At 70.3% G+C, this 26,575-nt stretch carries 23 protein-coding genes; 10 read left to right on the top strand and 13 right to left on the bottom strand.

Annotation, left to right across the window (positions count from 1 at the left end; genetic code table 11):
• The first annotated feature begins 40 nt into the window (after nucleotides 1-40).
• Nucleotides 41-1,510, top strand: a complete 1,470-nt coding sequence (gene pdxR / locus AC6LJ9_RS21785; RefSeq protein ID WP_498149161.1) for a MocR-like pyridoxine biosynthesis transcription factor PdxR — start codon at nucleotides 41-43, stop codon at nucleotides 1,508-1,510.
• 85 nt (nucleotides 1,511-1,595) lie between these two features.
• On the opposite strand, the gene AC6LJ9_RS21780 is transcribed toward pdxR, so the two are convergent.
• The 4 genes from AC6LJ9_RS21780 to gorA all read right to left on the bottom strand — a co-directional run bounded on the left by AC6LJ9_RS21780 (nucleotide 1,596) and on the right by gorA (nucleotide 5,193).
• Nucleotides 1,596-2,285, bottom strand: coding sequence for an HAD family hydrolase (locus AC6LJ9_RS21780; RefSeq protein WP_498149160.1), 690 nt, complete (start codon nucleotides 2,283-2,285; stop codon nucleotides 1,596-1,598).
• On the bottom strand, nucleotides 2,282-2,830 hold the full coding sequence (locus AC6LJ9_RS21775) for a histidine phosphatase family protein (protein WP_212318265.1): 549 nt from the start codon (nucleotides 2,828-2,830) through the stop codon (nucleotides 2,282-2,284). The genes AC6LJ9_RS21780 and AC6LJ9_RS21775 overlap by 4 nt, the downstream gene beginning before the upstream one ends.
• A 230-nt stretch (nucleotides 2,831-3,060) precedes the next feature.
• On the bottom strand, nucleotides 3,061-3,693 hold the full coding sequence (locus AC6LJ9_RS21770) for a LysE family translocator (protein ID WP_498149159.1): 633 nt from the start codon (nucleotides 3,691-3,693) through the stop codon (nucleotides 3,061-3,063).
• Nucleotides 3,694-3,837: 144 nt separating this feature from the next.
• Nucleotides 3,838-5,193: a glutathione-disulfide reductase gene (gene gorA / locus AC6LJ9_RS21765; RefSeq protein WP_498149158.1), complete on the bottom strand. Its 1,356-nt coding sequence runs from the start codon at nucleotides 5,191-5,193 to the stop codon at nucleotides 3,838-3,840.
• 270 nt (nucleotides 5,194-5,463) lie between these two features.
• On the opposite strand from gorA, the gene AC6LJ9_RS21760 reads away from it, so the two are divergent.
• Together AC6LJ9_RS21760 and AC6LJ9_RS21755 are read left to right on the top strand one after the other, a co-directional pair.
• On the top strand, nucleotides 5,464-7,746 hold the full coding sequence (locus AC6LJ9_RS21760) for a nitric-oxide reductase large subunit (protein WP_498149157.1): 2,283 nt from the start codon (nucleotides 5,464-5,466) through the stop codon (nucleotides 7,744-7,746).
• A gap of 195 nt (nucleotides 7,747-7,941) precedes the next feature.
• Nucleotides 7,942-8,748: an SUMF1/EgtB/PvdO family nonheme iron enzyme gene (locus tag AC6LJ9_RS21755; RefSeq protein WP_498149156.1), complete on the top strand. Its 807-nt coding sequence runs from the start codon at nucleotides 7,942-7,944 to the stop codon at nucleotides 8,746-8,748.
• On the opposite strand, the gene AC6LJ9_RS21750 is transcribed toward AC6LJ9_RS21755, so the two are convergent.
• A complete protein-coding gene (locus AC6LJ9_RS21750; RefSeq protein WP_498149168.1) occupies nucleotides 8,745-9,260 on the bottom strand; it encodes an O-acetyl-ADP-ribose deacetylase in 516 nt (171 codons plus the stop codon). The two genes, AC6LJ9_RS21755 and AC6LJ9_RS21750, sit on opposite strands and share 4 nt — an antisense overlap.
• Before the next feature lie 804 nt (nucleotides 9,261-10,064).
• Nucleotides 10,065-10,856, bottom strand: coding sequence for a Crp/Fnr family transcriptional regulator (locus tag AC6LJ9_RS21745; protein ID WP_498149155.1), 792 nt, complete (start codon nucleotides 10,854-10,856; stop codon nucleotides 10,065-10,067).
• Between the two features lie 186 nt (nucleotides 10,857-11,042).
• Between AC6LJ9_RS21745 and nirK the strand changes: the two genes are divergently transcribed.
• From nirK to AC6LJ9_RS21730, 3 genes are all read left to right on the top strand, one after another.
• Nucleotides 11,043-12,125: a copper-containing nitrite reductase gene (gene nirK, locus AC6LJ9_RS21740; RefSeq protein ID WP_212318252.1), complete on the top strand. Its 1,083-nt coding sequence runs from the start codon at nucleotides 11,043-11,045 to the stop codon at nucleotides 12,123-12,125.
• 40 nt (nucleotides 12,126-12,165) lie between these two features.
• Nucleotides 12,166-12,495: a c-type cytochrome gene (locus AC6LJ9_RS21735; protein ID WP_498149154.1), complete on the top strand. Its 330-nt coding sequence runs from the start codon at nucleotides 12,166-12,168 to the stop codon at nucleotides 12,493-12,495.
• A 121-nt stretch (nucleotides 12,496-12,616) separates the two neighbouring features.
• Nucleotides 12,617-13,240: a LysE family translocator gene (locus AC6LJ9_RS21730; protein WP_498149153.1), complete on the top strand. Its 624-nt coding sequence runs from the start codon at nucleotides 12,617-12,619 to the stop codon at nucleotides 13,238-13,240.
• A gap of 15 nt (nucleotides 13,241-13,255) precedes the next feature.
• Here AC6LJ9_RS21730 and aceE read toward each other — a convergent pair whose 3' ends face one another.
• Nucleotides 13,256-15,919, bottom strand: coding sequence for a pyruvate dehydrogenase (acetyl-transferring), homodimeric type (aceE, locus tag AC6LJ9_RS21725; RefSeq protein WP_498149152.1), 2,664 nt, complete (start codon nucleotides 15,917-15,919; stop codon nucleotides 13,256-13,258).
• Between the two features lie 271 nt (nucleotides 15,920-16,190).
• Between aceE and AC6LJ9_RS21720 the strand changes: the two genes are divergently transcribed.
• Nucleotides 16,191-16,649, top strand: a complete 459-nt coding sequence (locus AC6LJ9_RS21720) for a MarR family winged helix-turn-helix transcriptional regulator (RefSeq protein ID WP_498140302.1) — start codon at nucleotides 16,191-16,193, stop codon at nucleotides 16,647-16,649.
• 29 nt (nucleotides 16,650-16,678) lie between these two features.
• On the opposite strand, the gene AC6LJ9_RS21715 is transcribed toward AC6LJ9_RS21720, so the two are convergent.
• A complete protein-coding gene (locus AC6LJ9_RS21715; protein ID WP_498149151.1) occupies nucleotides 16,679-17,389 on the bottom strand; it encodes a Crp/Fnr family transcriptional regulator in 711 nt (236 codons plus the stop codon).
• Between the two features lie 223 nt (nucleotides 17,390-17,612).
• Between AC6LJ9_RS21715 and AC6LJ9_RS21710 the strand changes: the two genes are divergently transcribed.
• Both AC6LJ9_RS21710 and AC6LJ9_RS21705 read left to right on the top strand, forming a co-directional pair.
• Complete coding sequence (locus AC6LJ9_RS21710; protein WP_498149150.1) at nucleotides 17,613-19,280, top strand: acyl-CoA synthetase; 1,668 nt, start codon at nucleotides 17,613-17,615, stop codon at nucleotides 19,278-19,280.
• Between the two features lie 37 nt (nucleotides 19,281-19,317).
• Nucleotides 19,318-21,087, top strand: a complete 1,770-nt coding sequence (locus tag AC6LJ9_RS21705; RefSeq protein WP_498149149.1) for an acyl-CoA dehydrogenase — start codon at nucleotides 19,318-19,320, stop codon at nucleotides 21,085-21,087.
• Nucleotides 21,088-21,144: 57 nt separating this feature from the next.
• Here AC6LJ9_RS21705 and AC6LJ9_RS21700 read toward each other — a convergent pair whose 3' ends face one another.
• Nucleotides 21,145-22,407: an MFS transporter gene (locus tag AC6LJ9_RS21700; RefSeq protein ID WP_498149148.1), complete on the bottom strand. Its 1,263-nt coding sequence runs from the start codon at nucleotides 22,405-22,407 to the stop codon at nucleotides 21,145-21,147.
• Nucleotides 22,408-22,532: 125 nt separating this feature from the next.
• On the opposite strand from AC6LJ9_RS21700, the gene AC6LJ9_RS21695 reads away from it, so the two are divergent.
• Nucleotides 22,533-22,985, top strand: a complete 453-nt coding sequence (locus AC6LJ9_RS21695) for a winged helix-turn-helix transcriptional regulator (RefSeq protein ID WP_498149147.1) — start codon at nucleotides 22,533-22,535, stop codon at nucleotides 22,983-22,985.
• A 37-nt stretch (nucleotides 22,986-23,022) separates the two neighbouring features.
• Here the strand turns inward: AC6LJ9_RS21695 and AC6LJ9_RS21690 are convergent, their stop codons facing one another.
• The 4 genes from AC6LJ9_RS21690 to AC6LJ9_RS21675 all read right to left on the bottom strand — a co-directional run.
• Nucleotides 23,023-24,009, bottom strand: coding sequence for a pyridoxamine 5'-phosphate oxidase family protein (locus tag AC6LJ9_RS21690; RefSeq protein WP_498149146.1), 987 nt, complete (start codon nucleotides 24,007-24,009; stop codon nucleotides 23,023-23,025).
• A gap of 18 nt (nucleotides 24,010-24,027) precedes the next feature.
• A complete protein-coding gene (locus AC6LJ9_RS21685; protein WP_498149145.1) occupies nucleotides 24,028-24,660 on the bottom strand; it encodes a glutathione S-transferase family protein in 633 nt (210 codons plus the stop codon).
• A gap of 154 nt (nucleotides 24,661-24,814) precedes the next feature.
• Nucleotides 24,815-25,720 carry a LysR substrate-binding domain-containing protein gene (locus AC6LJ9_RS21680; RefSeq protein WP_498149144.1) on the bottom strand — a complete coding sequence of 302 codons (906 nt, stop codon included), beginning with the start codon at nucleotides 25,718-25,720 and terminating at the stop codon, nucleotides 24,815-24,817.
• Nucleotides 25,721-25,809: 89 nt separating this feature from the next.
• Nucleotides 25,810-26,575 (bottom strand): LysR substrate-binding domain-containing protein (locus AC6LJ9_RS21675; protein WP_498149143.1); only part of this gene is annotated, 766 nt, incomplete at its 5' end.

Genomic DNA, 26,575 nt, shown 5'->3' with positions numbered 1-26,575 from the left:
CATCATAAAAAGCGCCACGATCATTGAATTCGATAGAGCCATGAATCTTCCCCACGCCCTGCTCTCCAGCCCGCTGGCGCGCGGCCATGGCGCCGCGCCGCGCCAGCGCCAACTGATCCAGCGGCTCAAGCAGGCCATCCTGGCGGGCCAATTGCCGGCCGGCGGCAAGCTGCCGTCCTCGCGCACGCTGGCCGACGAGCTGGAGATCTCGCGCAACACGGTGCTGATCGCCTACGAGCAGCTCACGGCCGAAGGCTATGTGGTGGCCGACCGGCAGGGCACGCGCGTGGCGCCGCTGTCGGCCGCCGCGGCCAGCGCCGCTCGGCAGGCCGAGCCGCCGCAGCCGGCGGCCTTCACCGCCACGCGGCTGGGCCGCATCGCCTCCACCCGCGTGCCCAACGACGGCGCCCTGCCGCTGACGCCGGGCACGCCAGCGCTGAACCAGTTCCCCGTCAACGCCTGGCGCCGCGCGCAGGACCGCGCGCTGCAGGCCGCGCCATTCGCCACGCTGGGCTACGGCCATCCGATGGGCGAGCCGGCGCTGCGCGCCGCCATCGCCCAATACCTGCGCGTCTCGCGCGGGGTGCGCTGCGACGCCTCGCACGTGGTCATCACCGAGGGCGCCCAGGGCGCGCTGGCGCTGTGCGTGCAGTTGCTGACCAATCCCGGCGACACCGCCTGGCTGGAGGAACCCGGCTATCGCGGCGCCAAGTCCGCCTTCCACGCCGGCGACCTGGATGTGGTGCCGATGCGCGTGGACGCCGACGGCCTGGCCATCCCCGATGAGGCCTGGCGCAAGCCGCCGCGCCTGATCCAGGCCACGCCCACGCACCAGTATCCGACCGGCGCGGTGCTGTCGGTGGCGCGCCGCCTGGACCTGCTGGAACGGGCGCGCCGCGCCGGCGCCTGGATCATCGAGGACGACTACGACAGCGAATTCCGTCACCAGGGCGAACCCATCGCCGCCATGCAGGGGCTGCTGCCGGACGCCCCGGTGCTGTACGTGGGCACCTTCAGCAAGACCATGTTCCCGGCGCTGCGGCTGGGCTTCCTGGTGCTGCCGCCGGCGCTGGCGGCCAGCGCCACGCCGTCCATCATCGAAATGCTGCGCGGCGGCCACCGGCTGGAGCAGCTGACCATGGCGGCCTTCATCGAGAACGGCCAGTTTTCGCGCCACCTGGGACGCATGCGGCGCCTGTACCGCGAGCGGCAGGCGGCGCTGCGCGACGCGCTCGCGGCGCACATGGACGTGGATCATGAAGTGCTGGGCGGCCACAGCGGCCTGCACCTGACGGTGCGCCTGCCGCCCTGCTTTCCGGATGCGCGGATCGCGGAACAGGCGCGCGCCGCGGGCATGAGCCCCAACGCGCTATCGTCCTTCGCCGTCTCGCCGCTGCGCGAGGACAACGGACTCGTGATCGGCTATGGCAACACCGGCGCCGAACGTTTTCCGGCGCTGGTCAAGCGCCTGGCCAGGCTGGCGCGGGAAGCGCGGCTGGAACAGGACTAACAGGACTCGTCCGTCCAGCGGCCGGCCGGCAAGAACGTCCGGGCATGGCGGGACGGCGGGATGACGGAATAACGGGCGCGAATCCTCAGCCGGCGCGCGCCGTCAGGCGCGGAAAGCGCGCCAGCACGGCGTCCAGCGTCAGGCCGGCCAGGCTGTCGACCTGCGCCAGCGCGCCGCCGCGCTCATGGCCCTGCGCCAGCTCGCGCAGATCCGGCCCGACCGCCAGCACGTGGCAGCCCGCTGCCAGCGCAGACGCCACGCCGGCGGGTGAATCCTCGATGGCCAGCGCCGCGTCGGCGGCGATATCCAGCCGCTCCAGCGCCAGCCGGTAGGGCTGCGGATCCGGCTTGGGCCGCTCCACGTCCTCGCGCGTGACCCAGGACTGGAACGGCGCATACGCCAGCTGCTCCAGGGCCGTGCGCACGATGGCCGCGTAGGATGACGTCACCAGGGCCGAGCGCAAGCCGCGCTGATGCTGCTCGCGCAACAGGCCGCGCACGCCGGGCATCCACGGCACATGCCGCGACAGCGCGTCGCGCACGGCATCTCCCAGGCCGCGCCGCAACTCGTCGACCGAGAACCGGACGCCGGTCACCTCAGCCATCACATGGGCCGCCAGCTCCAGGTTGCCGCCCAGCAGCCGCCTGCTGGCCGCGTCGTTCCAGGGCAGCTTGCGGGCATTGAGGAAGGTGTATTCGCTGCGCCGCCACAGCTCGCCGGAATCGACCAGCGTGCCGTCGAAGTCCCACAGCAGCGCGTAGCCGGCGGCGCTCATGCGTTCCAGCTCAGCATGACAGGACGCTCGCGTTCCCAGCCCAGATGGGCGATGCCCAGCGTGCCCAGCCGGAACAGGGCCGCCTGCGCCGGCTCCAGCCCCAGCCAGCGCGCGGCCACCAGCCGGATCAGGTGGGCGTGCGCCACGGCCAGCACCCGGCGGTCGGCCGACTGGCGCACGTCGCGGATGAAACTGTCGACCCGGTGGGTCATGGCGGCCAGCGTCTCGCCGTTGGGCACGGGATCGGTCCAGACATGCCAGTGCGGCGCGTCGGCGCGGATCTCGGCGGTGGTCTTGCCTTCGTAGTCGCCGTAGTCGCGCTCGACCAGCCGCAGATCCAGCGTCACCTCGCCCAGGGCCAGCAGCTCGGCCGTGCTGCGGGCGCGCTGCAAGGGGCTGGACACGATGCGGTCGTAGTTGCCCTGTGCCAGCCGGGGTCCCAACGCGCGAGCGGATGCCTGGCCGTCGGCGGTCAGGGCCAGGTCGGTCAGGCCGGCATAGCGGCCAAGGCGGCTCCATTCGGTTTCACCGTGACGCAGCAGCACCAACTCAACCTGGCGCGGAACGGGTGATGCTGAATTAGGGCCTGAGGGATGCCTCATGGGGAATGCCGCCTCGATCTGACGTGATCGCGGGCGCGGGACGCGCCAGCAAAGGGGCGATCGTAGCAACGGCCGCCCACGTCCGGGTCGACATTTTGTGCGAGCAATTGGTGATGTTTAATCACCATTAGCGCAAACACCGCGAGCGCGCCGGGCGCGCGCCGCGGCACGGCTCAGCGCCGCGATTCCAGCGCCATCCTCACGGCCAGGCCGGCCAGCACGGTGCCCATCAGCCAGCGCTGCGCCACCATCCACAGGGGCCGGCCGGCGAGAAAGCCGGCAATGGAACCCGCCATCAGCGCGATCAACGCGTTCACCGACAGGCTCACCGCGACCTGGGTCATGCCCAGCGCCAGCGACTGCGTCAGCACGCTGCCGTGGTCGGGCTGGATGAACTGCGGCAGCAGCGACACGTACATGACGGCGATCTTGGGATTGAGCAGGTTGGTCACCAGCCCCATGGTGAACAGCGTGCGCGGCGAGCTGCGCGGCAGCTCGCGCACCTGGAACGGCGAACGGCCGCCGGGCCTGACGGCCTGCCAGGCCATGTAGAGCAGGTACAAGGCGCCGGCGTAGCGCAACGCGTCGTAGGCATAAGGCACCGCCATCAGCAGCGCCGTGATGCCGAAGGCCGCGCAACCCACGTAAAAGATGAAGCCCACGGCCACGCCCGCCAGGGAGATCAGCCCGGCCTTGGGGCCCTGGGATATCGAGCGCGACACCAGGTAGATCATGTTGGGGCCGGGCGTGAGCACCATGCCCAGCGCCACCAGGGCGAAGGTCAGGAGGTTGGCGAGGTCGGGCATGGCGGATTGGCGGCGGGCGCGTGAAATCAGGAAGCGTCGACGATATCGGAAATCTGTATCGGAACAGGCGTTTTTCTGGCGCCCGGCCTCGCCTCGCGACCAGCCTGTCGGCCTTGTCACCCGCCGTTGGCTGGCCCCGTTCGCCTACGCCACCGCCGTGCGCATCGTGACGAACTCCTCGGCCGCGGTCGGATGGATGCCGATGGTGTCGTCGAACACCTGCTTGGTCGCCCCGGCCTTGAGCGCCACGGCCATGCCCTGCACGATCTCGCCGGCATCGGGCCCGACCATGTGCACGCCCAGCACGCGATCCGTCTTCGCGTCCACCACCAGCTTCATCAGCGTCTTTTCCTGCGACTCGGTCAGCGTCAGCTTCATCGGCCGGAAGCGGCTTTCGTACAGCTTGACCTCGTGGCCGGCCTCGCGCGCCTGCTCGGTGGTCAGGCCGACCGTGCCGATGTTGGGCAGGCTGAACACCGCCGTCGGGATCAGCGCATAGTCGACCTTGCGGTACTCGGCGGGGCGGAACAGGCGGCGCGCCACGGCCATGCCCTCGGCCAGCGCCACCGGCGTGAGCGGCACGCGGCCGATCACGTCGCCGATGGCCAGGATGGACGGCTCGGCCGTGCGGAATTCGTCGTCCACTTCGATGAAGCCGTTCTTGCCGATCTTGACCGCCGTGTTCTCCAGGCCCAGCTTGTCCAGCATGGCGCGCCGGCCGGTGGCGAAGAACACGCAGTCGGTCTCGACCACCGAGCCGTCTTCCAGCGTGGCCGCCAGCGTGCCGTCGGCGCGCTTGTCGATGCGGGCGACGTTGGCGTTGAAGCGCAGGTCGATGCCCTTCTTGGTCAGCTCGTCGCGCAGGTGCTCGCGCACGCCCTGGTCGAAGCCGCGCAGGAACATGGGGCCGCGATAGATCTGCGTGGTCCGCGCGCCCATGCCGTTGAAGATGGAGGCGAATTCCACGGCGATGTAGCCGCCGCCCACCACCAGCACGCGGCGCGGCAGCGCTTCCAGGAAGAAGGCCTCGTTGGACGTGATGGCGTGTTCCTTGCCGGGGATGTCCGGCACCTGCGGCCAGCCGCCGGTCGCCACCAGGATGTGCTCGGCCGTGTGCGTCTGGCCGTTGATCTCGACTGTGTGCGGATCCTTGATGCGGGCATGGCCTTCCAGCAGCGTCACGCCGCTGTTGACCAGCAGGTTGCGGTAGATGCCGTTCAGGCGCTCGATCTCGCGGTTCTTGTTGGCGATCAGCGCGGGCCAGTCGAAGGACGGCTCGCCCGTGCTCCAGCCGAAGCCGCTGGCCTGCTCGAAGTCCTCGCTGTAGTGGGCGCCGTAGACCAGCAGCTTCTTGGGCACGCAGCCCACGTTGACGCAGGTGCCGCCCAGGTAACGGCTTTCCGCCACCGCCACGCGCGCGCCGAAGCCGGCCGCGAAACGCGCCGCGCGCACGCCGCCGGAACCGGCGCCAATCACAAACAGGTCGAAATCGAATGCCATGGTGTCCTCTGCGCGGCCCCCGCGAGGGCCGCTGTCACTGTCAGGGAAAAGCCGTATTTTGCACCAGTCGCCATCCGGCCCGCCCGAACGGCGCGAACGCCGTCCAGATGGTGAAAAACACCGCTCCAGGGTAATCCGAACCCAGATCGGACAGGGTACGAATCACCCTTTCATCCGCAAACCCCTGATTTTCCGTGCCCTTTTCCCTGGCACGAATTTCGCATCTGTCCCTGCACCCATCAACTGCAACATCTGGAGGGTGTACCCAAAATGGGCCCATACCGAAAACTATGGTTCACGCTGATCGCCGTACTGGCGGTCACTTTCTCGCTGCTCGGTTTCTACGGCGGCGAAGTCTACCGGCAGGCGCCGCCCATCCCGCAGGCCGTGGTCGCGGCCGACGGGCAACGCCTGTTCGGCCGCGACGACATCCTGGACGGGCAGACCGCCTGGCAGTCGGTGGGCGGCATGCAGCTGGGCTCGGTCTGGGGCCACGGCGCCTACCAGGCGCCGGACTGGACCGCCGACTGGCTGCACCGCGAGCTGAGCGCCTGGCTGGACTTGGCCGCGCGCGAGGCGCACGGCCAGCCCTACGCCGAACTGCCCGCGCCGGCCCAGGCCGCGCTGCGCGAAACCCTCAAGGCCGAGTACCGCGGCAACCGCGTCAACGCGGACGAGGTGCTGACGGTCAGCGCGCGCCGCGCGCGCGCCATCGCCCAGACCGCCGCCTACTATGACCAGCTGTTTTCCGATGCGCCGGCGCTGCACACCAGCCGCGAGCATTTCGCGATGAAGGAGAACACCCTGCCCGACGCCGGCCGGCGCGAGCAGCTGACGCGCTTTTTCTTCTGGACCGCCTGGGCCGCCGCCACCGAGCGCGAGGGCGCCAAGGTCACCTACACCAACAACTGGCCGCACGAGCCGTTGATCGGCAACGTGCCCAGCAGCGAGAACGTGATGTGGTCCATCATCAGCGTGGTCGTGCTGCTGGCCGGCATCGGCCTGCTCATCTGGGCCTGGGCCTTCCTGCGCGGCAAGGAGGAAGACGAGCCCGAGGCGCCCAGGCAGGATCCGCTGAGCACCTTCGCGCTGACCCCGTCGCAGCGCGCGCTGGGCAAGTACCTGTTCCTGGTGGTGGCGCTGTTCGGCCTGCAAGTGCTGCTGGGCGCCTTCACCGCGCACTACACGGTGGAGGGCCAGAAGTTCTACGGCCTGGACCTGTCGCAGTGGTTCCCGTATTCGCTGGTGCGCACCTGGCACATCCAGAGCGCGCTGTTCTGGATCGCCACCGGCTTCCTGGCCGCCGGCCTGTTCCTGGCGCCGCTGATCAACGGCGGGCGCGATCCGAAGTTCCAGAAGATCGGGGTGGACATCCTGTTCTGGGCGCTGGTGGTCGTGGTGGTCGGTTCGTTCACCGGCAACTACCTGGCGATCGCGCAGATCATGCCGCCCGAGCTGAATTTCTGGCTGGGCCACCAGGGCTATGAATACGTGGATCTGGGCCGGCTGTGGCAGATCGGCAAGTTCACCGGCATCTGCTTCTGGCTGGTGCTGATGCTGCGCGGCATCGTGCCCGCGCTGCGCCAGCCCGGCGGCGACAAGAACCTGCTGGCGCTCCTGACCGCCTCGGTAGGCGCCATCGGCCTGTTCTACGGCGCCGGCTTCTTCTACGGCGAACGCACCCACCTGACCGTGATGGAATACTGGCGCTGGTGGATCGTGCACCTGTGGGTGGAAGGCTTCTTCGAGGTCTTCGCCACCACCGCGCTGGCCTTCATCTTCTCGACGCTGGGACTGGTGTCGCGACGCATGGCCACCACGGCCAGCCTGGCCTCGGCCTCGCTGTTCATGCTGGGCGGCATCCCCGGTACCTTCCACCACCTGTACTTCGCCGGCACCACCACCCCGGTCATGGCCATCGGCGCCAGCTTCTCGGCGCTGGAAGTGGTGCCGCTGATCGTGCTGGGCCACGAGGCCTGGGAGAACTGGCGCCTGAAGACCCGCGCGCCCTGGATGGCCGACCTGAAGTGGCCGCTGATGTGCTTCGTGGCCGTGGCCTTCTGGAACATGCTGGGCGCGGGCGTGTTCGGCTTCATGATCAACCCGCCGATCTCGCTGTACTACATCCAGGGCCTGAATACCACGCCGGTCCACGCGCACGCGGCCCTGTTCGGCGTGTACGGTTTCCTGGCGCTGGGCTTCACGCTGCTGGTGCTGCGCTACATCCGTCCGCAATACGCGCTGAATCCCGGCCTGATGAAGCTGGGCTTCTGGGGCCTGAACATCGGCCTGGCGCTGATGATCTTCACCAGCCTGCTGCCGGCCGGACTGATCCAGTTCCACGCCAGCGTCAGCGAGGGCATGTGGTACGCGCGCAGCGAAGCCTTCATGCAGCAGGACATCCTGAAAGCCCTGCGCTGGGGCCGCACCTTCGGCGACGTGGTATTCCTGCTGGGCGCGCTGGCGCTGGTGGCGCAGGTGATCCTGGGCCTGGCCAGCGGCAAGCCGGCCGCGCCCAAGCCCGGCCTGCAGACCCGTCCAGCTCGCGGCTGACGCCGGAACCGGCGGCGACACGCAAGCTGCCGGCCCCGCCGAGGACAGGGTCCCCGGCGGGGCCTTTGCGTTTCCGGCACGGGCGTTGTCCTGCCTGCGCCAACTTGCGCCAGCGCAAAGAGGCCGGACCCGGCACCGGGTCCAATATCCGCATGCGCCGGAGCCTGCCGGCTCCGGGCGTCGAGGAGCTTACGCATGCACGCCCGCCCGCTGGTCCTGGCCTTGCTGTTGTCGCTGTCCGCCTGCGGCGGCGACCGGCCCCGCGCTCCCCTGCCCCCGATGAGCCGGCTACCGCCGGGCGAGGTCTCGTACACGCCGCCCGGCGAGGCGCTGCGCAAGGGTTATCCGGTGACGCCCGCGCCGCTGACGGCGCGCTTTCCGAACGGCCTTGCCATCATGACGCGCCAGGTCAGCCAGGCCGAGTATGCGGCCTGCGTGCGCGCCGGCGGCTGCAGGACGCCCGACCCCGCGCAGCGCGACGCCACGGCGCCGGACATGCCGGCCGCCGGCATCAGCTGGAGCGACGCCTCGGCCTATGCCGCCTGGCTCTCGGCCGCCACCGGCCGCCAGCTGCGGCTGCCGACCTATGCGGAATGGGTCTACGCGGCCGGCCCGGCGTTCATCGACGATGCGCTCGCCCCGTCAGCCGACGACGGCGATCCTGCGCAGCGCTGGCTGGCCGAATACGACCAGCAGGCGCGGCGCGCGCAGGCGGGTGAGTCCGTCGAGCTGCGACCCTTCGGCGGCCACGGCGCCAATCCGGCCGGATTGCAGGACATGGCCGGCAGCGTGTGGGACTGGACCAGCGACTGCCACACGCGCCGCGTGCTGGACGCGGCGCCCGGCGAGGCCGGACAGGAGGCAGGCAACTGCGGCATCCGCGTGGCCGCCGGCCGGCATATCGCCTACCTGCCGGACTTCATCCGCGACCCCAAGAGCGGCGCCTGCTCGGTGGGCCTGCCGCCGGCCAACCTCGGCCTGCGGCTGGTGCTGGCGGACTAGGGCGGGTGCGCGCCGGACAGCAACTGCTGGTACAACCTGGCATCCCCGTCGTCGTAGCAACAGAACACCACGCGGCGCAGCGACGATCCTTCGTTTTCCTGCATGGCCTGCCGGACCGCGGCCACCGCGATGGCCGCGGCCTCCTGCTTCGGATAGCCGTATACGCCCGTGCTGATGGCGGGAAACGCGATCGAGCCCAGGCCCTTTTTCACGGCCAGGCGTATGGACTCGCGGTAGCAGGAAGCCAGCTTCGCCGCCTCGTTGTTCCCGCCGCCCTCCCACACCGGCCCCACCGTATGGATCACGTGACGCGCCGGCAGCCGGTGGCCGGCGGTGATCTTGGCCCGGCCGACCTCGCAGCCGCCCAGCCTGGAACATTCTGCCAGCAAGCCCGGCCCCGCCGCCTGGTGTATCGCGCCATCCACGCCGCCCCCGCCCAGCAGCGAGGGCTTGGCGGCATTGACGATCGCATCGACGCTCATCCTGGTGATATCGCCGGTGACATGCTCCATCACCGACGCGGGCAGGCCCGGGCGGGAAGCGGCGTCTGGCGGGACGCCGGACGGCGGCATGACGGACCCGCCATCCTGCGGCGAGGCGGATCGCGAGCCGCTGGCGGGCCTGCCGCCAGCGGCCGCGCCGGCGGGAACCGGCCGCGACACCTGATCGCTCAGCAGGCCCAGCCAACTCTGTTGCTGCCGAGGCAGCGGCTCCCTGAGCACGCGCGCGATTCCCGCGGCCACGGCGCTGCGGTCCCAGGACTGGAGCTCCGAAATCAGCCTGACCATGGCCGCTTCCTTCATCGCGGGCGTTGCGCCCGTGCGCTCCAGCCTGGCCCAGGCGTTGCGCAGCTGCCGGCGATAGTCCTCGCCTCGCTTGTCCTTCAGCGCGCAGCCAGTCAGGCATCCCAGCAGGTTCGCCATGTGGCGGTCGACAGCGCAGCGCTGCCCCTGGTCGCGCAACGCCACCCGACGCGCGGGGCTCATCGACAGCCGGCACGTCAAGGCCGTCAGCGCCGCCCTGACGGAACACAGGAACTTGCGCAAGCCGCCCAGCCTGGGGCCGGCGGCGGTCGCATCGGGCGGGGCGTACTGCACATTGCCGAACTTGCCGAGCGGCGCGGCTCGCGGGCTCAAGGCGCGCTCGGCCCGCCACTTCTGCATTTGCCGCGCTGAGTCATATAGGGAAATCATGCCGTCTCCACGAGGTGGTATTCATCCACGGCATGAGTAACCGGCCGGCCGGCGCGGGTTCCCGGCCCGCGCCCCGTCACGCCCCGCCACCGCCCGGTCCCGCGACGGGGAAGCAACGGCGAATCAGCCCGGCAGCGCGTGCGCCTCGATCCTCCGCGCCCCGTCCGCCGGCGGTCCATCGGTACAGGACAGACAGCCCGCGCAGTCGCGCAGCCCGGCCGGCGCCGCCGACGACAGCCGCGCCAGCGCCGCCGGCGAACGCAGCACCACGCGCTTGCGGCCGCAGTCGACGATGCCGCGCTGCTTCCAGTCGTTGAGCAGCCGGCTGACCGTGTGCAGCGTGGTGCCGGTCAGCTCGGCGATGTCCTGCCGCGTGATCGGAAAGCCGATGCCGATGCCGTCGGCCACCGGCTGGCCCGACTGCTCGAACAGGCGCAGCATGGCGCGCGCCACGCGCTGCTCGACCTCGTCGGTGGACAGTTCCTGGATGCGCAGGTGCGCGTCCTGCAGCCGCCGGCCCATGGTCTGCAGCGCGGCGGCGTTGAGCCGGGGATGGCTGGCGGCGAATTCATCCCAGGCCGCCGCCGGCCAGGCCAGGCAGACGCTTTCCTGCACCGCCGCCACCGATGCCGGATAACAGGCCTGGCGCATGGCCCGCGCCAGCCCGAACAGATCGCCCGGATTGACGTAGCGCACCAGCACCTGTTCGCCGTCCGGCGTGACCTGCGTCACCTTCAGGCAGCCGTGCAGCAGCACGAAAAAGTGCGCGGCCGGCTCGCCCTGATGGAACGCCGCCGCCCCCGCGTCCAGCCGGCAAGGCTGGGCGCCGAGCAAGGCGGCCCGCAATTCCGCCTCGGACAAGGGCCGGAACAGGTCCAGGTTGCACAGGAGGGCATGGCACAAGGGCGTGGGCATCGCGGTCCGTCCGGGTCGAGGTGGGCACGGTTCCATGGTGGCATCGCCCCCCTGGGCTGGCAATGCGCGCCCGGGCGCGTCCTGCCCCGCAGTTTGCGCTACAGCAAAGAAGGGGCGGCCCGCGTGGCCTTCAATGAAAGCGCCGGCTCGAACGGCTGTTGAGGAAACCGAAAACAGGAGTTGCACATGAAAGCCTTCCGCCCCACTTTGCTTGCCGCGGCCCTGATCGTCACGCTGCCCGCCAGCCTGGCGCATGCCCAGAACGCCGACCAGCTGCCCCGCGCCAAGGTCGCCCTGGTCGCCCCGCCGCAAGTCCACCCGCATGAGCAGGTGGCCAAAGGCGGCCCCAAGGTGGTCGAGTTCACCATGACCATCGAGGAAAAGAAGATGGTGATCGACGACAAGGGCACCACGCTGCAGGCCATGACCTTCGACGGCTCCATGCCCGGCCCCACGCTGGTCGTGCACGAGGGCGACTACGTGGAGCTGACCCTGGTCAATCCCGCTACCAACGCCATGCCGCACAACGTCGACTTCCACGCCGCCACCGGCGCGCTGGGCGGCGCCAAGCTGACCAACGTCAACCCCGGCGAGCAGGCCACGCTGCGCTTCAAGGCCGACCGCAGCGGCACCTTCGTCTACCACTGCGCGCCCGAGGGCATGGTGCCCTGGCACGTGGTGTCCGGCATGAGCGGCACTCTGATGGTGCTGCCGCGCGACGGCCTGAAGGATCCCGAGGGCAAGCCGCTGCGCTACGACCGCGCCTACACCATCGGCGAGTTCGACCTCTACATCCCCAAGGACGAGAAGGGCAAGTACAAGGACTACAAGACGCTGGCCGAAAGCTACGGCGACACGGTGGAAGTCATGCGCAAGCTGACGCCGTCCCACATCGTCTTCAACGGCAAGGTCGGCGCGCTGACCGGCGCCAACGCGCTCACGGCCAAGGTCGGCGAAACCGTGCTGCTGATCCATTCGCAGGCCAACCGCGACACGCGCCCGCACCTGATCGGCGGCCACGGCGACTGGGTCTGGGAAACCGGCAAGTTCGGCAACCCGCCGCAGAAGAACCTGGAAACCTGGTTCATCCGCGGCGGCTCGGCGGGCGCGGCGCTCTACACCTTCAAGCAGCCGGGCGTGTACGCCTACCTGAACCACAACCTGATCGAGGCCTTCGAGCTGGGCGCGGCCGGGCACATCAAGGTCGAGGGCAAGTGGAACGACGACCTGATGAAGCAGATCAAGGCGCCCGGCCCGATCCCGCGCTGAGCCGCGCCCGCCCCGCAACCGCCCTTCGAGGACCGATGCCATGACCCAAGCAGCAAGACTTGCCCTGTTGGCCCTGCTGGCCGCCCTGCCCGTGGCGTCGGCCCGGGCGGACGCCACGGCCCAGACCGTCAACCCCGCCGGCGAAAAACTCTACAAGTCCGCCTGTGTGGTGTGCCATGCGTCCGGCGTGGCCAACGCGCCCAAGCTGGGCGACCGCCAGGCCTGGGCGCCCTACGCCACCCAGGGCGCCGACGCGCTGCTGGCCACGGTGCTCAAGGGCAAGGGCGCCATGCCGCCGCGCGGCGGCTCGTCGGCGGACGAGACCACCCTGCGCGCGGCCGTGGAGTACATGCTAAGCTCGGCGCGCTGATCCCGCACAGGCGCGGACGCCCTGGCGGCGGCCTTTCCCGGCGGGGCCTGAACCGCCTTGCGGGCCTGCGCCCGCCGCTCTGACCGCGAACCCCCGCGGTCGCCTTCCCGGAGTCCCCGTCATGCATCTCGAAACCTGGCTGGCCTTCCTGGGCGCCTCCGCCCTGCTGCTGGTGCTGCCCGGCCCCACCATCCTCACCGTCATCAGCTATTCCATCACGCACGGCCGGCGCGCCCGCCTGCCGCTGGTGCTGGCCGTGGCGCTGGGCGATTCCACCGCGCTACTCTTGTCGCTGGTCGGCCTGGGCGCGCTGCTGTCGGCCTCGGCCTTCTGGTTCACCGTGGTCAAGACCGTGGGCGGCCTGTACCTGCTGTACCTGGGCTTCAAGCTGCTGCGCGCCGGCGTGGCGCCGGCCACGCTGCCCCAGGCGGGCGAGGCGGGATCGCGCTGGAAGCTCTTTGCCAACACCTATCTGGTGACGGCGCTGAATCCCAAGGGCATCATCTTCTTCGTCGCCTTCCTGCCGCAGTTCATCGACCCGGCCGGCGACACGGTGCGCCAGATGTGGATCCTGTCGGCCACCTTCGTGACGTGCGCCGGCCTGAACGCCGCCGCCTACGCGCTGTTCGCCGGCCAGGCGCGCCGCCTGCTGGCCTCGCCGCGCGCGCAGCGCGGCTTCAACTTGGGCGGCGGCGCGCTGCTGTCGGCCGCCGGCGTCTGGGCGCTGCTGGCGCGGCGGGCCTGAGGCCCGCCGTACCCGTCAGGGCAAGGCCGCCGACACGGCCTCGGGATCGATGCCGTAGCGCTGGATGGCGTCCGCCGCCAGCTCCCTCGGCACCACGCCGTCGTCGGCCAGCGCCTTCAGGGCCGCCAGCGCGATGTGGTGGCGGTCCACCTCGAAGAACGCACGCAGCGCCTGGCGCGTGTCCGAGCGGCCGAAGCCGTCGGTGCCCAGCGTGACGTAGCGCCGCCCCGCCGTGAAGGGGCGGATCTGCTCGGCCACCGTCTTCATGTAGTCGGTCGCCGCCACCACTGGCCCCCGGGTCGCGGCCAGGCAGGTTTCGGCATAGCCGCGCCGCGCGTCCTGCAACGGATGCAGGCGGCTCCAGCGTTCGCACTCCTGGCCCTCGCGCCGCAGCTCGGTGTAGCTGGTGACGCTCCAGACGTCGGCCTGCACGCCGAAGTCCTGCGCCAGCAGGTCGGCCGCCGCCATCGCCTCGCGCAGGATCGCGCCGCTGCCGAGCAGCTGCACCCGCTTCTCGCCCGGCGCGCCCTCGCGCACACGATGCATGCCCTTCAGGATGCCTTCCTCGGCGCCTTCGGGCATGGCCGGATGCTCGGTCTTTTCGTTGATCAGGGTCAGGTAGTAGAAGACGTCTTCCTGCTCCTGGTACATGCGCCGCATGCCGTCCTGCACGATCACCGCGATCTCGTAGGCATAGGCCGGATCGTAGGCGCGGCACGACGGGATCACCGAGGCCAGCACGTGGCTGTGGCCGTCGTCGTGCTGCAGGCCCTCGCCTTCCAGCGTGGTGCGCCCGGAGGTCGCGCCCAGCAGGAAGCCGCGCGCGCGGATGTCGCCGGCGGCCCAGGCCAGGTCGCCCACGCGCTGGAAGCCGAACATCGAATAGAAGATGTAGAACGGGATCGTCGCCAGCCCATGCGTGCTGTGCGCCGTGGCGGCCGCGATCCAGGATGCCGTGGCGCCGGACTCGTTGATGCCTTCCTGCAGGATCTGCCCCTGGCGGTCCTCGCGGTAGACATTGAGCTGGTCGGCGTCCTGCGGCGTGTACAACTGGCCCACATGCGAATAGATGCCGACCTGGCGGAACATGGCGTCCATGCCGAAGGTGCGCGATTCATCGGGCACGATGGGCACCACGCGCTTGCCGATGCCGGGATCCTTCAGGAGCTGGCCCAGCAGCCGCACGAAGGCCAGCGTGGTCGAGAACTCGCGGCCCTCGCTGCTCTTGAGCAACGAGGCGAAGGCCTCCAGCGGCGGCGTGGCCAGCGGGCCGGGGCCGGCCGGACGGCGCGGCAGATGGCCGCCGGCGCGCTGGATGGCGGCGTCGAAATAGGCCTGCTCGGCGCTGCCGGGCGCCGGCTTGATGTACGGGATCTGCTCCAGCTGATCGTCGGGCACCGGAATGGAGAAGCGGTCGCGGAACGCGCGCACGGCCGGATCCGCCATCTTCTTCTGCTGGTGGTTGGTGTTGGCCGCCTCGCCGGCCGCGCCCATGCCGTAGCCCTTGACCGTCTTGGCCAGGATGACGGTGGGCCTGCCGGTGTGGCGCAGCGCGGCCGCATAGGCCGCGTATACCTTGGCCGGATCGTGGCCGCCGCGATGCAGCGCGCCGATCTGCTCGTCGCTCAGGTGCGCCACGCGCTCCAGCAGCACCGGATCCGCGCCGAAGAAATGCTCGCGCACATAGGCGCCGCCGCGCGCCTTGAACACCTGGTACTCGCCGTCCACGCATTCCATCATGCGGCGGCGCAGGCGGCCGTCATGGTCCTGGGCCAGCAGCGCGTCCCAGTCGCCGCCCCAGACCACCTTGATCACGTTCCAGCCGGCGCCGCGATACACGCTTTCCAGCTCCTGCATGATCTTGGCGTTGCCGCGCACCGGACCGTCCAGGCGCTGCAGGTTGCAATTGACCACGAAGATCAGGTTGTCGAGCTTCTCGCGGCCGGCCATGGCCACGGCGGCCAGCGTCTCGGGCTGGTCCTGCTCGCCGTCGCCCAGGAAGCCCCAGACCTTGCGGCCCTGCGCGGGAATCAGCTCGCGGTCTTCCAGGTAGCGCATGTAGCGCGCCTGGTAGGCGGCCATCAGCGGGCCCAGGCCCATCGACACGGTCGGGAACTGCCAGAAGCCCGGCATGGTGCGCGGGTGCGGGTACGAGGCCAGTCCGCCGCCGCCGATCTCGCGGCGGAAGCGGTCCAGCTCATCTTCCGACAAGCGGCCTTCCAGGTAGGCGCGCGCATAGATGCCGGGCGCCGAGTGGCCCTGGATGTACAGCATGTCGCCCAGGAACTCGGGCGTGGCGGCGCGGAAGAAGTGGCGGTAGCCGGTTTCGTACAGCGTGGTCGCCGACGCGTAGGTGGCGATGTGCCCGCCCACGCCCGAGGTCTTGCCGGCGCGCAGCACCATGGCCATGGCGTTCCAGCGCAGATAGGCGTCCAGCCGCAGCTCCAGGCCGGTGTCGCCGGGGAAGGCGTCCTGGGCCGAGGCCGGGATCGTGTTGATGTAGGGCGTGGTGTTGGGCGCGGCGTAGCGGCCCGCGCCAGCGCGGTCCTGGTCGATCAGCTGATCCAGCAGGTAGTGCGCGCGCGGCCGGCCTTCGTGCGCGACCACGGCCTGCATCGCGTCCAGCCATTCGCGGGTTTCCTGGGGATCGAGGTCCGTGGGTTCCAGCGGCATGTCCATGTGTGTCCTCCATGTCGGGCGCGAGCAAGGCGCCGGACCGGGTCCGTCATCGCCATTTCGCATTGTGAATTGCAATTGCATTATGTGCAATTGCAATCGTAGGAGGACTTCTAAACAATTGCAAGTGCAATTATTTGACGGCTGTGATCCGACGCGCGGGTGCGCGCTGCCCCTATGCGCGCGATGCGCGCATGCGAATGCGGCGCCAAGGCATCGCCGCCTTTACAATCCGGGCTGCACATTCCCACCGATGAATCAAGGAGCCGACCGCATGGCCACAGGCAAGCCCGATGCCTGGAGCCTCTTTCTGACCGCGCACGCGCTGGTGGTGGAAGAGATAGAAAAGCGACTGTCCGCCGCGGACCTGCCGCCGCTGGCCTGGTACGACGCGCTGTGGGCGCTGGAACGCGCGCCGGAAGGCACGGCGCGCATGTACGAAATGGCCGAGCGCATGGTGATCGCGCGCTACAACCTGACGCGCCTGATGGATCGCATCGAGGCCGCCGGCCTGGTCGAACGCTTCCGCTCGGAAGAAGACCGCCGCGCCACCTACGCGCGGCTCACGCCCAAGGGCCGCGCGCTGCGCCGCGAGATGTGGAAGGTATACGGACCCGCCATCGACGAGCTGTTCCTGTCGCAGCTGCCCGAATCGCAGCAGGACGCCATGGCCGAGCAATTCCGCCATATCGCGCGCCATGTGCGCGCGCTGTCGCGCTCAAAGGCCGGCTGAGCGTCGGCGCCCCGCCCCGGCATACCCCTCTACAACTGATCCAGCCCGTAGCGCCGCAGCCGGTCCAGGTCCAGCACCTTGATCTGGTTGTAGGCCAGCGCCAGCACGCCCTGGTCGGTCAGCGCCTGCAATGCCTGGTTCACGCGCTGGCGCGACAGGCCGGTCAGATAGCCCAGCTCTTCCTGCGAGATCGCCAGCGTCAGGTCGGTGGACGGATACAGCTGCGGATTGAACAGCTGCGCCAGCGACTGCGCCACGCGCGCGTCGGCGTCCAGCAGCCGGTGGTTCTGGATCGACGCGATGAATTCGCCCATGCGGTCGTTCAGCTGGCTGATGACGAAATGCGAGAACGGCAGGCTGGCCGCCAGCAGCGCGTGAAACGTGACGGTCGGCACCTGCATGACCAGCGAGGGCTGGATCGCCACCACGTCGTACTTGCGCAGCTCGCGCTTAATCACGCTGCCTTCCCCGAACCAGCCGCCGCGCGGCACGCCGGAGAACGTGCAGCTGCGGCCCGACTCGTTGTAGATGGCGAGCTTCAACAGCCCGCTGTGCACGCCCAGCCAGTGATCCGACGGCGCGTTGCGCCGCGCGATCCAGGCGCCGTTGGGCACATGCTCGGCGCGCGACGTGGCCAGCACCAGCTGCCGGTGCGCGGGGTCGAGCGCGCCGAACCAGGCGCAATTTCCGAAGAGCCTTGCAAGTTCTTCAGGGGAAACAATGTTTGAAACATCGGACATGGGAAGAACCGTGTAAAACTGGAGGTTTCCGCGCCGGCGGGCAGTCTGTCATGCAGGTGACAGACGCCATTTTCCGGCGGCCGATAAGCTAGGGCAAGGCGGATCCTGTGATCGCCGTCAACTGACGACCGCGATCATCCTCCGACAATGCCGACAAACCAGCGCCAGAAAAAGGCGCAACGCTGACAAGCGCGGGCAGCCGCGCCGGAAGGAGACACAAGCAATGAGCAGCATGTACGACCATGGGCTGGGCCGTCGCGACGCCAACTACGAGGCGCTCACGCCGGTGGACTTCATCGCCCGCGCGGCCGAAGTGTACGGCGACCGGCTCGCCGTGGTCCATGGCAAGGTGCGCCGCAACTGGCGCCAGACCTACGAGCGCGCGCAGCGCCTGGCCGGCGCGCTGGCGCAGGCCGGCATCAAGCGCGGCGACACCGTGGCCGTCATGCTGCCGAACATCCCGGCCATGGTCGAGGCGCACTTCGGCGTGCCCATGCTGGGCGCCGTGCTCAACACACTGAACACGCGTCTGGACACGCCCAGCGTGCTGTTCATGCTGGGCCATGGCGAGGCCCGCGCCCTCATCATCGACACCGAATACGCCGAACTGGCGCAGCGCGCCCGCGCCGAATTCCCGCACCTGGTCGTGATTTCCGTGCACGACCTGGACGGCGCGCCCGCCACCCTGCCCGGCGCGACCGACTACGACGCCTTCCTGGCCGCCGCGCCCGCCACGTTCGACTGGCAGCCGCCGGCCGACGAGTGGGACGCCATCGCGCTGAACTACACATCCGGCACCACCGGCGATCCCAAGGGCGTGGTCTATCACTATCGCGGCGCCTACCTGAACGCCGTCAGCAACATCCTTGAATGGGACATGCCCAAGCATCCGGTCTACCTCTGGACGCTGCCGCTGTTCCACTGCAACGGCTGGTGCTTCGCCTGGACCGTGGCCGCGCGCGCCGGCGTCAACGTCTGCCTGCGCAAGTTCGATCCCAAGACCGTGTTCGACCTGATCCGCGCCGAAGGCGTCACCCACTACTGCGGCGCGCCCATCGTGCAGAGCGCGCTGGCCAACGCGCCGGCCGAGCTGCGCGCCGGCATCACGCACACGGTCCGCACCATGGTGGCCGGCGCCGCGCCCGCGCCCGCCGTGATCGCCAAGATGAAGGAGATCGGCTTCGAGCTGACCCACGTCTACGGCCTGACCGAGGTCTACGGCCCGGCCGCCGTCTGCGCGCGCCAGGCAGCCTGGGACGCGCTGGAAGACGAAGAGCGCGCCCTGCTCAACGCGCGCCAGGGCGTGCGCTATCACCTGCAGGCCGGCGTGTCGGTGCGCGATCCCGAAACCATGCTCGAAGTCCCGCCCGACGAGCAGACCGTGGGCGAGATCATGTTCCGCGGCAACATCTGCATGAAGGGCTACCTGAAGAACGAGCGCGCTACCGAGGATGCCTTCGCCGGCGGCTGGTTCCACACGGGCGACCTGGGCGTGATGACGCCCGACGGCTACATCCGCATCAAGGACCGCAGCAAGGACATCATCATCTCCGGCGGCGAGAACATCTCCAGCATCGAGGTCGAGGACGCGCTCTACCGCCACCCCTCGGTGGCCGCCGTGGCCGTGGTCGCGATGCCCGACCCCAAGTGGGGCGAGACGCCCTGCGCCTTCGTCGAGCTCAAACCGGGCTGCAGCGCCACCGCCGAAGAAATCATCGCGCACTGCAAGCTGCTGCTGCCCGGCTTCAAGGTGCCGCGCGCGGTGCGCTTCGGCGAGCTGCCCAAGACCTCCACCGGCAAGATCCAGAAATTCGAACTGCGCGCGGCCGTGGGCGCCACCAGCGCCATCGACCTGTCCGGCCCCGCCGCCGATCCCAGCAAGTCCGCCTGATTCCAACGACAACCACATATCCAGGAGTTCCGACGCCATGCCGTACCAAGCCCCCGTCAAAGACATGCTGTTCGTGCTCAACCACCTGGCGGGCCTGCCCGCCGTGGCGGCCCTGCCCGGCTTCGAGGAAGCCACGCCCGACACCGCCCAGGCGGTGCTGGAGGAAGCTGCGCACTTCGCCGGCGAGGTGCTGGCCCCGCTAAACCAGCCCGCCGACCGCGAGCCCGGCGCCTGGCGCGATGGCGCCGTCACCACCGCGCCCGGCTTCAAGCAGGCCTTCCGCCAGTACGCCGAGGCCGGCTGGCAGGGCATGAATCATCCCGCCGAATACGGCGGCCAGGGCCTGCCCGGCCTGCTGGGCGCGGCCACCTCGGAAATGCTGAACGCCGCCAACCTGTCGTTCTCGCTGTGTCCGCTGCTGACCAACGGCGCCATCGAGGCGCTGCTGACCGCCGGCTCGGCCGAGCTGCGCGAGCGCTACATCGGTCCGATGATCTCCGGCAAATGGACCGGCACCATGAACCTGACCGAGCCGCAGGCCGGCTCGGACCTGGCCCTGCTGCGCTCGCGCGCCGAACCGCAAGGCGACGGCAGCTACCGCATCTCGGGCACCAAGATCTTCATCACCTACGGCGAGCATGACCTGTCCGAGAACATCATCCACCTGGTGCTGGCCCGCCTGCCCGACGCGCCCGAGGGCGTGAAGGGCATCTCGCTGTTCCTGGTGCCCAAGTTCCTGGTCAACGCCGACGGCTCACTGGGCCAGCGCAACGACGTGCACTGCGTGTCGATCGAGCACAAGCTCGGCATCAAGGCCAGCCCCACCGCCACGCTGCAATTCGGCGATGCCGGCGGCGCCGTGGGCTACCTGATCGGCCAGGAGAACCGCGGACTGGACGCCATGTTCATCATGATGAACGCCGCGCGCTTCGCCGTCGGCATGCAGGGCGTGGCCGTGTCCGACCGCGCCTACCAGCACGCGCTGGCCTATGCCGCCGAACGCGTGCAGAGCCGTCCGGTGGATGGCTCGTCGCGCGAGGCCGTGGCCATCATCCAGCACCCGGACGTGCGCCGCATCCTGGGCACCATGCGCGCCGTCACCGAGGCCGGCCGCGCGCTGGCCTACTACACGGCCGGCCATGCCGACCTGGCGCACGCCTCCCCCGACGAGAAGGCCCGCGCGCGCCACCTGGCGGTGCAGGAATACCTGGTGCCCATCGTCAAGGGCTGGTGCACCGAGATGTCGATCGAGGTCACCAGCCTGGGCGTGCAGGTGCACGGCGGCATGGGCTTCATCGAGGAAACCGGCGCCGCGCAGTACTACCGCGACGCGCGCATCCTGGCCATCTACGAAGGCACCACCGCCATCCAGGCCAACGACCTGGTGGGCCGCAAGACGCTGCGCGACGGCGGCGCCGTGGCGCGCTGGCTGCTGGACCAGGTGCGCCAGACCGAGGACGCGCTGCTGGCCCGCAACGAACCGGCCGCCACCCGCGTGGCCGGCCCGCTCAAGGCGGCCCGCGAGGCGCTGGCCAGCGCCGTGGACTACGTGCTGGCCAACGCGGCCAGCCATACCAACGCCGTGTTCGCCGCGGCCGTGCCCTACCTGATGCTGGCCGGCACCACGCTGGCCGGCTGGCAGATGGCGCGCGCGCTGCTGGCCAGCCTGGACCTCAAGCAGGAAGATCCCGAGTTCCACGCCGCCAAGATCGCCACGGCGCAGGCCTATGCGCTGCACAAGCTGCCCCAGGCGCCGGGGCTGGCCGCCGTGGTGCTGGGCTCGGGCGAGTACGAAGTGCAGCCCTGACCGGAACCGCCCCAGGCTGGCCGCGATCCACGGGCGGCCAGCCTGATCGCTCCCGCATCAACCCAGCGCGTCCTGGCACCGCCCCTCGCGCTGCCTCGCTGCCGCGCCGCGCGGCAGCGTCGCCAGCCAGAACAGCAGCGCCGCCGCGCTAAAGCCCGCGCCCAACCCGCACACGCCCAGCCAGCCGGCATGCGCGTATGCCGTCGTGGCCGCGATCGCGCCCAGGCCGCTGCCAGCCTCGTAGAACAGCATGTAGGCGCCAACCAGCCGGCTGTGCGCCTGCGCGCCGATGCTGAAGATCATGGCCTGGTTGGTCACGTGCAGCGCCTGCAGCGCCACGTCCAGCAGCAGCACGCCCAGCGCCAGCGCCCACAGGCTCCAGTCCAGCAGCGCCAGCGGAATCCAGGACAGGCACAGCAGCACGAGGCCCGCGCCCGTGGTGCGCTGGCCCTGCCCGACATCGGCCAGCCGGCCGGCGCGCGCCGCCATCAGCACGCCGGCCACGCCCACCAGCCCGAACGCGCCGATGGCCGTGTGGCTCAGCGCATGCGGCGGCGCCGACAGCGGCAGCACCAGCGCGGTCCAGAACACGCTGACGGCGGCGAACATCAGCAGCGCGATCATGCCGCGCACCCGCAGCACCGGCTCGGTCAGCACCAGCGTATACATGGAACGCAGCAAGGCCCCATAGCCCATGCCGGCCGACGGCAGCCGGCGGCGCGGCAGGCCCAGCGCCAACGCCACCGCCAGCAGCGCGGACAGCGCGGCCGAGACCAGGTAGACCGCGCGCCAGCCCCACAGATCGGCCAGCGCGCCGGACAGGGTGCGCGCAAGCAGCAGGCCGATCACCACCCCGCCCTGGGCCGCGCCGACCACGCGGCCGCGCTCGCCGGGCGCGGCCAGCGCCGCCGACAGCGCCAGCAGACCCTGTGCCATGGCGGTGCCCAGCAATCCCAGCGCGGCCATGCCCGCCAGCAGCCAGCCGGCCCCCGACGCGGCGGCCACCGCCGCCAGGGCCAGCATCAGCAACACCAGCTGGCCGATCATCAGGCGCCTCCGGTCCAGCAGGTCGCCCAGCGGCACCACCAGCAACAGCGCCACGGCGCAGCCGATCTGCGTGGCGGTCACCACCATGCCCACCGCCGCCTCGTCCAGGCCGAACTCCCGGCCCATGGCGTCCAGCAGCGGCTGCGCGTAATACACGTTGGCCACGCTGAGCGCGCAGGCCACGGCCAGCAGCAGCACCCGCCAGCCAGGCATGGGACGGGCGCTTTCCGCTTGGGACGAGGCTTGGACTTGGGATCGATCCGGGGATGGCATGGCTGGCCTTTTAAGTTTCATAACGAAACCAGAATGCTAGGCCTTATGGTTTTATAATGCAACCACAAAATCCGTCAGCGACGGGCCCGAACCCGGGCCCGCGTTTTCTCGCAAGGATCCGGCACATGGTCAAACGCACCAGTTTCGAAGACGCCGCCTGCCCGGTGGCACGCTCGCTCGACGCCATCGGCGACTGGTGGTCGCTGCTGATCGTGCGCGACGCCTTCGACGGACTGCGCCGCTTCGGCGAGTTCCAGAAGAACCTGGGCATGGCCAAGAACATCCTCAGCGACCGCCTGCGCACGCTGACGGCGCACGGCATCCTGGAGTCCGCGCCGGCCTCGGACGGCAGCGCCTACCAGGAATACGTGCTCACCGAGAAAGGACGCGGCCTGTTCCCCGTGATCGTGGGCCTGCGGCAATGGGGCGAGGACCACTATTACGGCCCGCGGGAAGCGCACTCGGAACTGATCGACCGCAAGCGCGGCCAGCCGGTGCGCCGGCTGGAGATCCACGCGCAGGACGGCCGCCGGCTGGAGCCGGACGATACCGTCGTGCGCAAGGTGGCGCAGGACTGAAGCCGCTCGCTGCCGCGCCGCCCGAACTCGCCCGCCGCTACAGCGCCGCCGGCCACTGCCCCGTCGCCAGCGACGTGGGCGCGTAGTCGCCGAAACGCCAGCGCAGGGCCAGCGCGCCGGGCCGGCGCACCGCCCGCCGCGCCCGCACGCGCCACAGCCGCTCGGCGCCTTCGAAGCTCGCCACCTCCGGTCCCTCCAGCACCAGCTCCGTCGGACCGCTGAGCTGCAAGGTATCGCCGCGCTCGAAGTCGATGAACAGCAAGCCCGCGCGCGGATTGGCGGCCAGGTTGCCCAGCGTGTTGAAGTAACGGTTGCCGGAGAAATCAGGGATCGTCAGCACGTCGCCGTCGACCCGCACGAAGCCCGGCCGCCCGCCGCGATGCGATATGTCGACCTGGCGTCCGCCCTCGGGCGTGTCCGCGTAGCTGGCCACGAAGAACGTGTCCGAACGTCGGATCAACGCGGCGGCCGCGGCGTCCAGTCCCGCCGATTCCCGCGCGCCGCCGGCGAAGCGCAGGCCGGGCGCGCGCGAAAAATACCATTCGCGCGTCTGGATGTACTGCGGACAGTTGCCGAAGGACTGCCCCACCGTCACCTCGAAACGCTTGTCGCCCCAGGCCGACACCAGGCCATTGACGCGGTTGCGCCTGCGCGTCTGAAGCTCGATGCCAAGCAAGCCCAGCGCCTTGCCCGGCCCCAGTCCCGCCGCCAAGGGGTCATCGGCGTCCGGCATGGCCGTCACGCGCAGCACCCTGGGGTCGGGCGACCAGGCGAAGCCCGGCTCGCCCTCCAGCGCGCCGGCCCAGGGATCGCCCGCCGGATCCACCGCGCCGGCCAGCAGCAGCGGCAGCTGCGCATAGAAGTCGCGGTGCTGGTCGGGCATGTAGTCGCGCAGCACCTTGGGGCCGATCTGCGCCATGCGCGCGGCCACGCCCACGTGCTCCTGCAGCAGGCGCTCGCCGGCGTGCCAGGGCGAAGCCGGCGCCTCGACCGGGGCGGGATCGGGCTGGATTACGGTCGTCATGGACAGGGCCTCGCGCGCTCAGGCGGCCCGCAGGCCGACGTGGGAAAAGGCCATGGGCACGAAGCCCGGCAGCGCCTCGACCCGCGCCAGCCAGGCGCGGACGCGCGGATAGTCCTGCAGCGACACGTTGCCCTCGGGCGCCAGCGCCACATAGGCATAGCAGGCCACGTCGGCGATGGTGGCGGCTTCCCCGGCCAGCCAGTCGCGACGATCCAGTTCGGCGTCCATCACGGCCAGCAGCGCATGGGCGCGCGCCTGCGCCGCGCCGCCGGGATCGGGCACGCCGAACAACGTGGCCAGCCGCGCCGCGTTCGGCCCCGAGGCCAGCTGTCCGGCGGCCACCGAGAGCCAGCGCTGCACGGCGGCGGCGCCCAACGCGTCCTCGGGCAGCCAGCGGGCCTGGCCCTGGTAGCGCTTGGCCAGATAGACCAGGATCGCATTGGAATCGGCGATCACCGCGCCCTCGTCCTCCAGCACCGGCACCTGGCCGAAGGCGTTCAGCGCCAGGAACGGCGGCTGCTTGTGCTCGCCGCCGCGCAGATCGACGTCGACGCAGCGATACGGCAGGCCGAGCAGCGACAGCATCAGCGTGACGCGGTGCGCATGGCCGGACAAGGGGAAGGAATACAGCGTGATGGCGGGTGTGGACATGGCCGGCCTCTGGCAACGGGGAACAGGCAACCATGTTGAACCCGCGAGACGCCGGCGGGAATGGCCGGCGGCGGCAAGACTGTCTTGCACGGCGTGAAAGAAACAGCGGATGAAATGGGAAATGCGCCGCCATCGTGGCGTCGTCGGTCGCGCGTCAAGCGGGCAGCAAGGCCAGATCGCGCCGCAATGCCTGGACGCAGAAATCGACGAAGCTGCGCACCTTGGCCGACCCGCGCCGTCCTTCCGAATGCACCACGTGCACCGGCACCGGCGGCAGCTCGTAGTCGCGCAGTACCACGCGCAGCGCGCCGCTGGCCAGGTGCGGCGCCACCTGATAGGACATCACCTGCGTCAGGCCCCAGTCCTGGCGCGCGGCCAGCACCGCCGCCTGGAACGAGGTGACGGTCAGCTGCGAATCCACGTCCACGCGGCGGGTCTGCCCGTCCTGCAGGAAGCGCCATTGCGGCCCCCTGCCCTCCATGGCCGCGGTGATGGTGCAGTAGCGCGCCAGCGCGTCCGGATCCTTCGGCACGCCGTGGCGTTCCAGGAAGGCCGGCGAGGCGCAGACCACGCGCCGCACCTGGCCGACGGGCACCGCCGTCAGCGTCGAATCCGGCAAGGCGCCGATGCGCACCGCCACGTCCACGCCCTCGTCCAGCAGATTGACGACGCGGTCCACCAGCAGCGTGCGCAGCGAAACCTGCGGATGCGCGCGCAGATAGTCCATCACCACCGGCATCACGTGCAGCTCGCCGAACAGCGCCGGCGCGGTCAGGCTGAGCGCGCCGCGCGGCGCCGCCATGGCGCCGGCGGCCGCGTCGTCGGCCTGTTCGACCTCTTCCAGGATGCGGCGGCAATCATCCGCGTAGCGCTGGCCGGCCTCGGTCAGCCGAAGGCTGCGCGTGGTGCGCAACAGCAGCAGCACGCCCAGCCGCCGCTCCAGCGCGGCCACGCTGCGCGTGACCGAGGGCGCCGACATCCGCAGCCGGCGCGCGGCGGCCGCGAAGCTCTGCGCCTCGGCCACCGCCAGGAATACGGTCATTTCTTGGAATCGGTTCACGGTCCGCGTTCTCCGGCTGCGGGCGCGGCCCGGATAACGGGCGGCGCGTAAGCAATGCCCGACATGATAGCCGCGCGCAGGCGCCCGGCTCAGGCCTCGAATTCGCGCGCCAGCCAGTCCAGGAAGGCGCGCACCGGCGGATGCCGCTCGCGCCCCGGCGCGCACAGCGCGGTATAGGCCGCGCCCGGCACCCGGACCTCGGGCCGCAGCGGCGCCAGCGCCCCCAGGCGGACGCTGTCGGACACCATGACCGAGCTGGCCAGCACCAGGCCCTGGCCGGCGATGGCCGCCTGCAGCGCGTAGTGTTCTTCCTCGTAGGCATGGATGGCGGCGGGCTTGCGCCAGCGCGGCAGGCCGGCCGCCTCGCACCATTGCTGCCAGCCCTCGTCATAGAGCCGCGAATCGCGCCAGCGCACCGTGACCAGCGCGGGCGCTTCCCGGCCGGCGCGCGCCCCGCCCAGCCTCGCGGCCAGCACCGGCGCGCCGTACACGCCGAAGGACTCTGGCAGCGAGCAGGCCGCGATCAGCGCCGGATAGCGCTTCTGGCTGTAGCGGATGGCCACGTCCACGCTGGCGTCCTGCAACAGATCCACGGGCCGCGCGCTGGCGTCCAGCCGCAGCTGGTACTGCGGGTACGCCTGATGGAAGCGCCCCAATCGCGGCACCAGCCACAGCGCGGCGAAGGAATGCGTGGTGGAGACCGTAAGCGCGCCCGTGTCCGGCGCCGGCCGCAGCGCGTCCAGCGTCTGCGCGATGTCCAGCAGCGCGCCATGCACGCCGGCGAACAGGCTGGCGCCCCTCTCGGTCAGGCGCACGCCGCGCGGCACCCGCTCGAACAGCGCGAAGCCCACGCGC

The organism is Achromobacter sp. 1011811831, from assembly GCF_059760905.1.
This window is presented reverse-complemented; position numbering and strand designations above follow the sequence as displayed.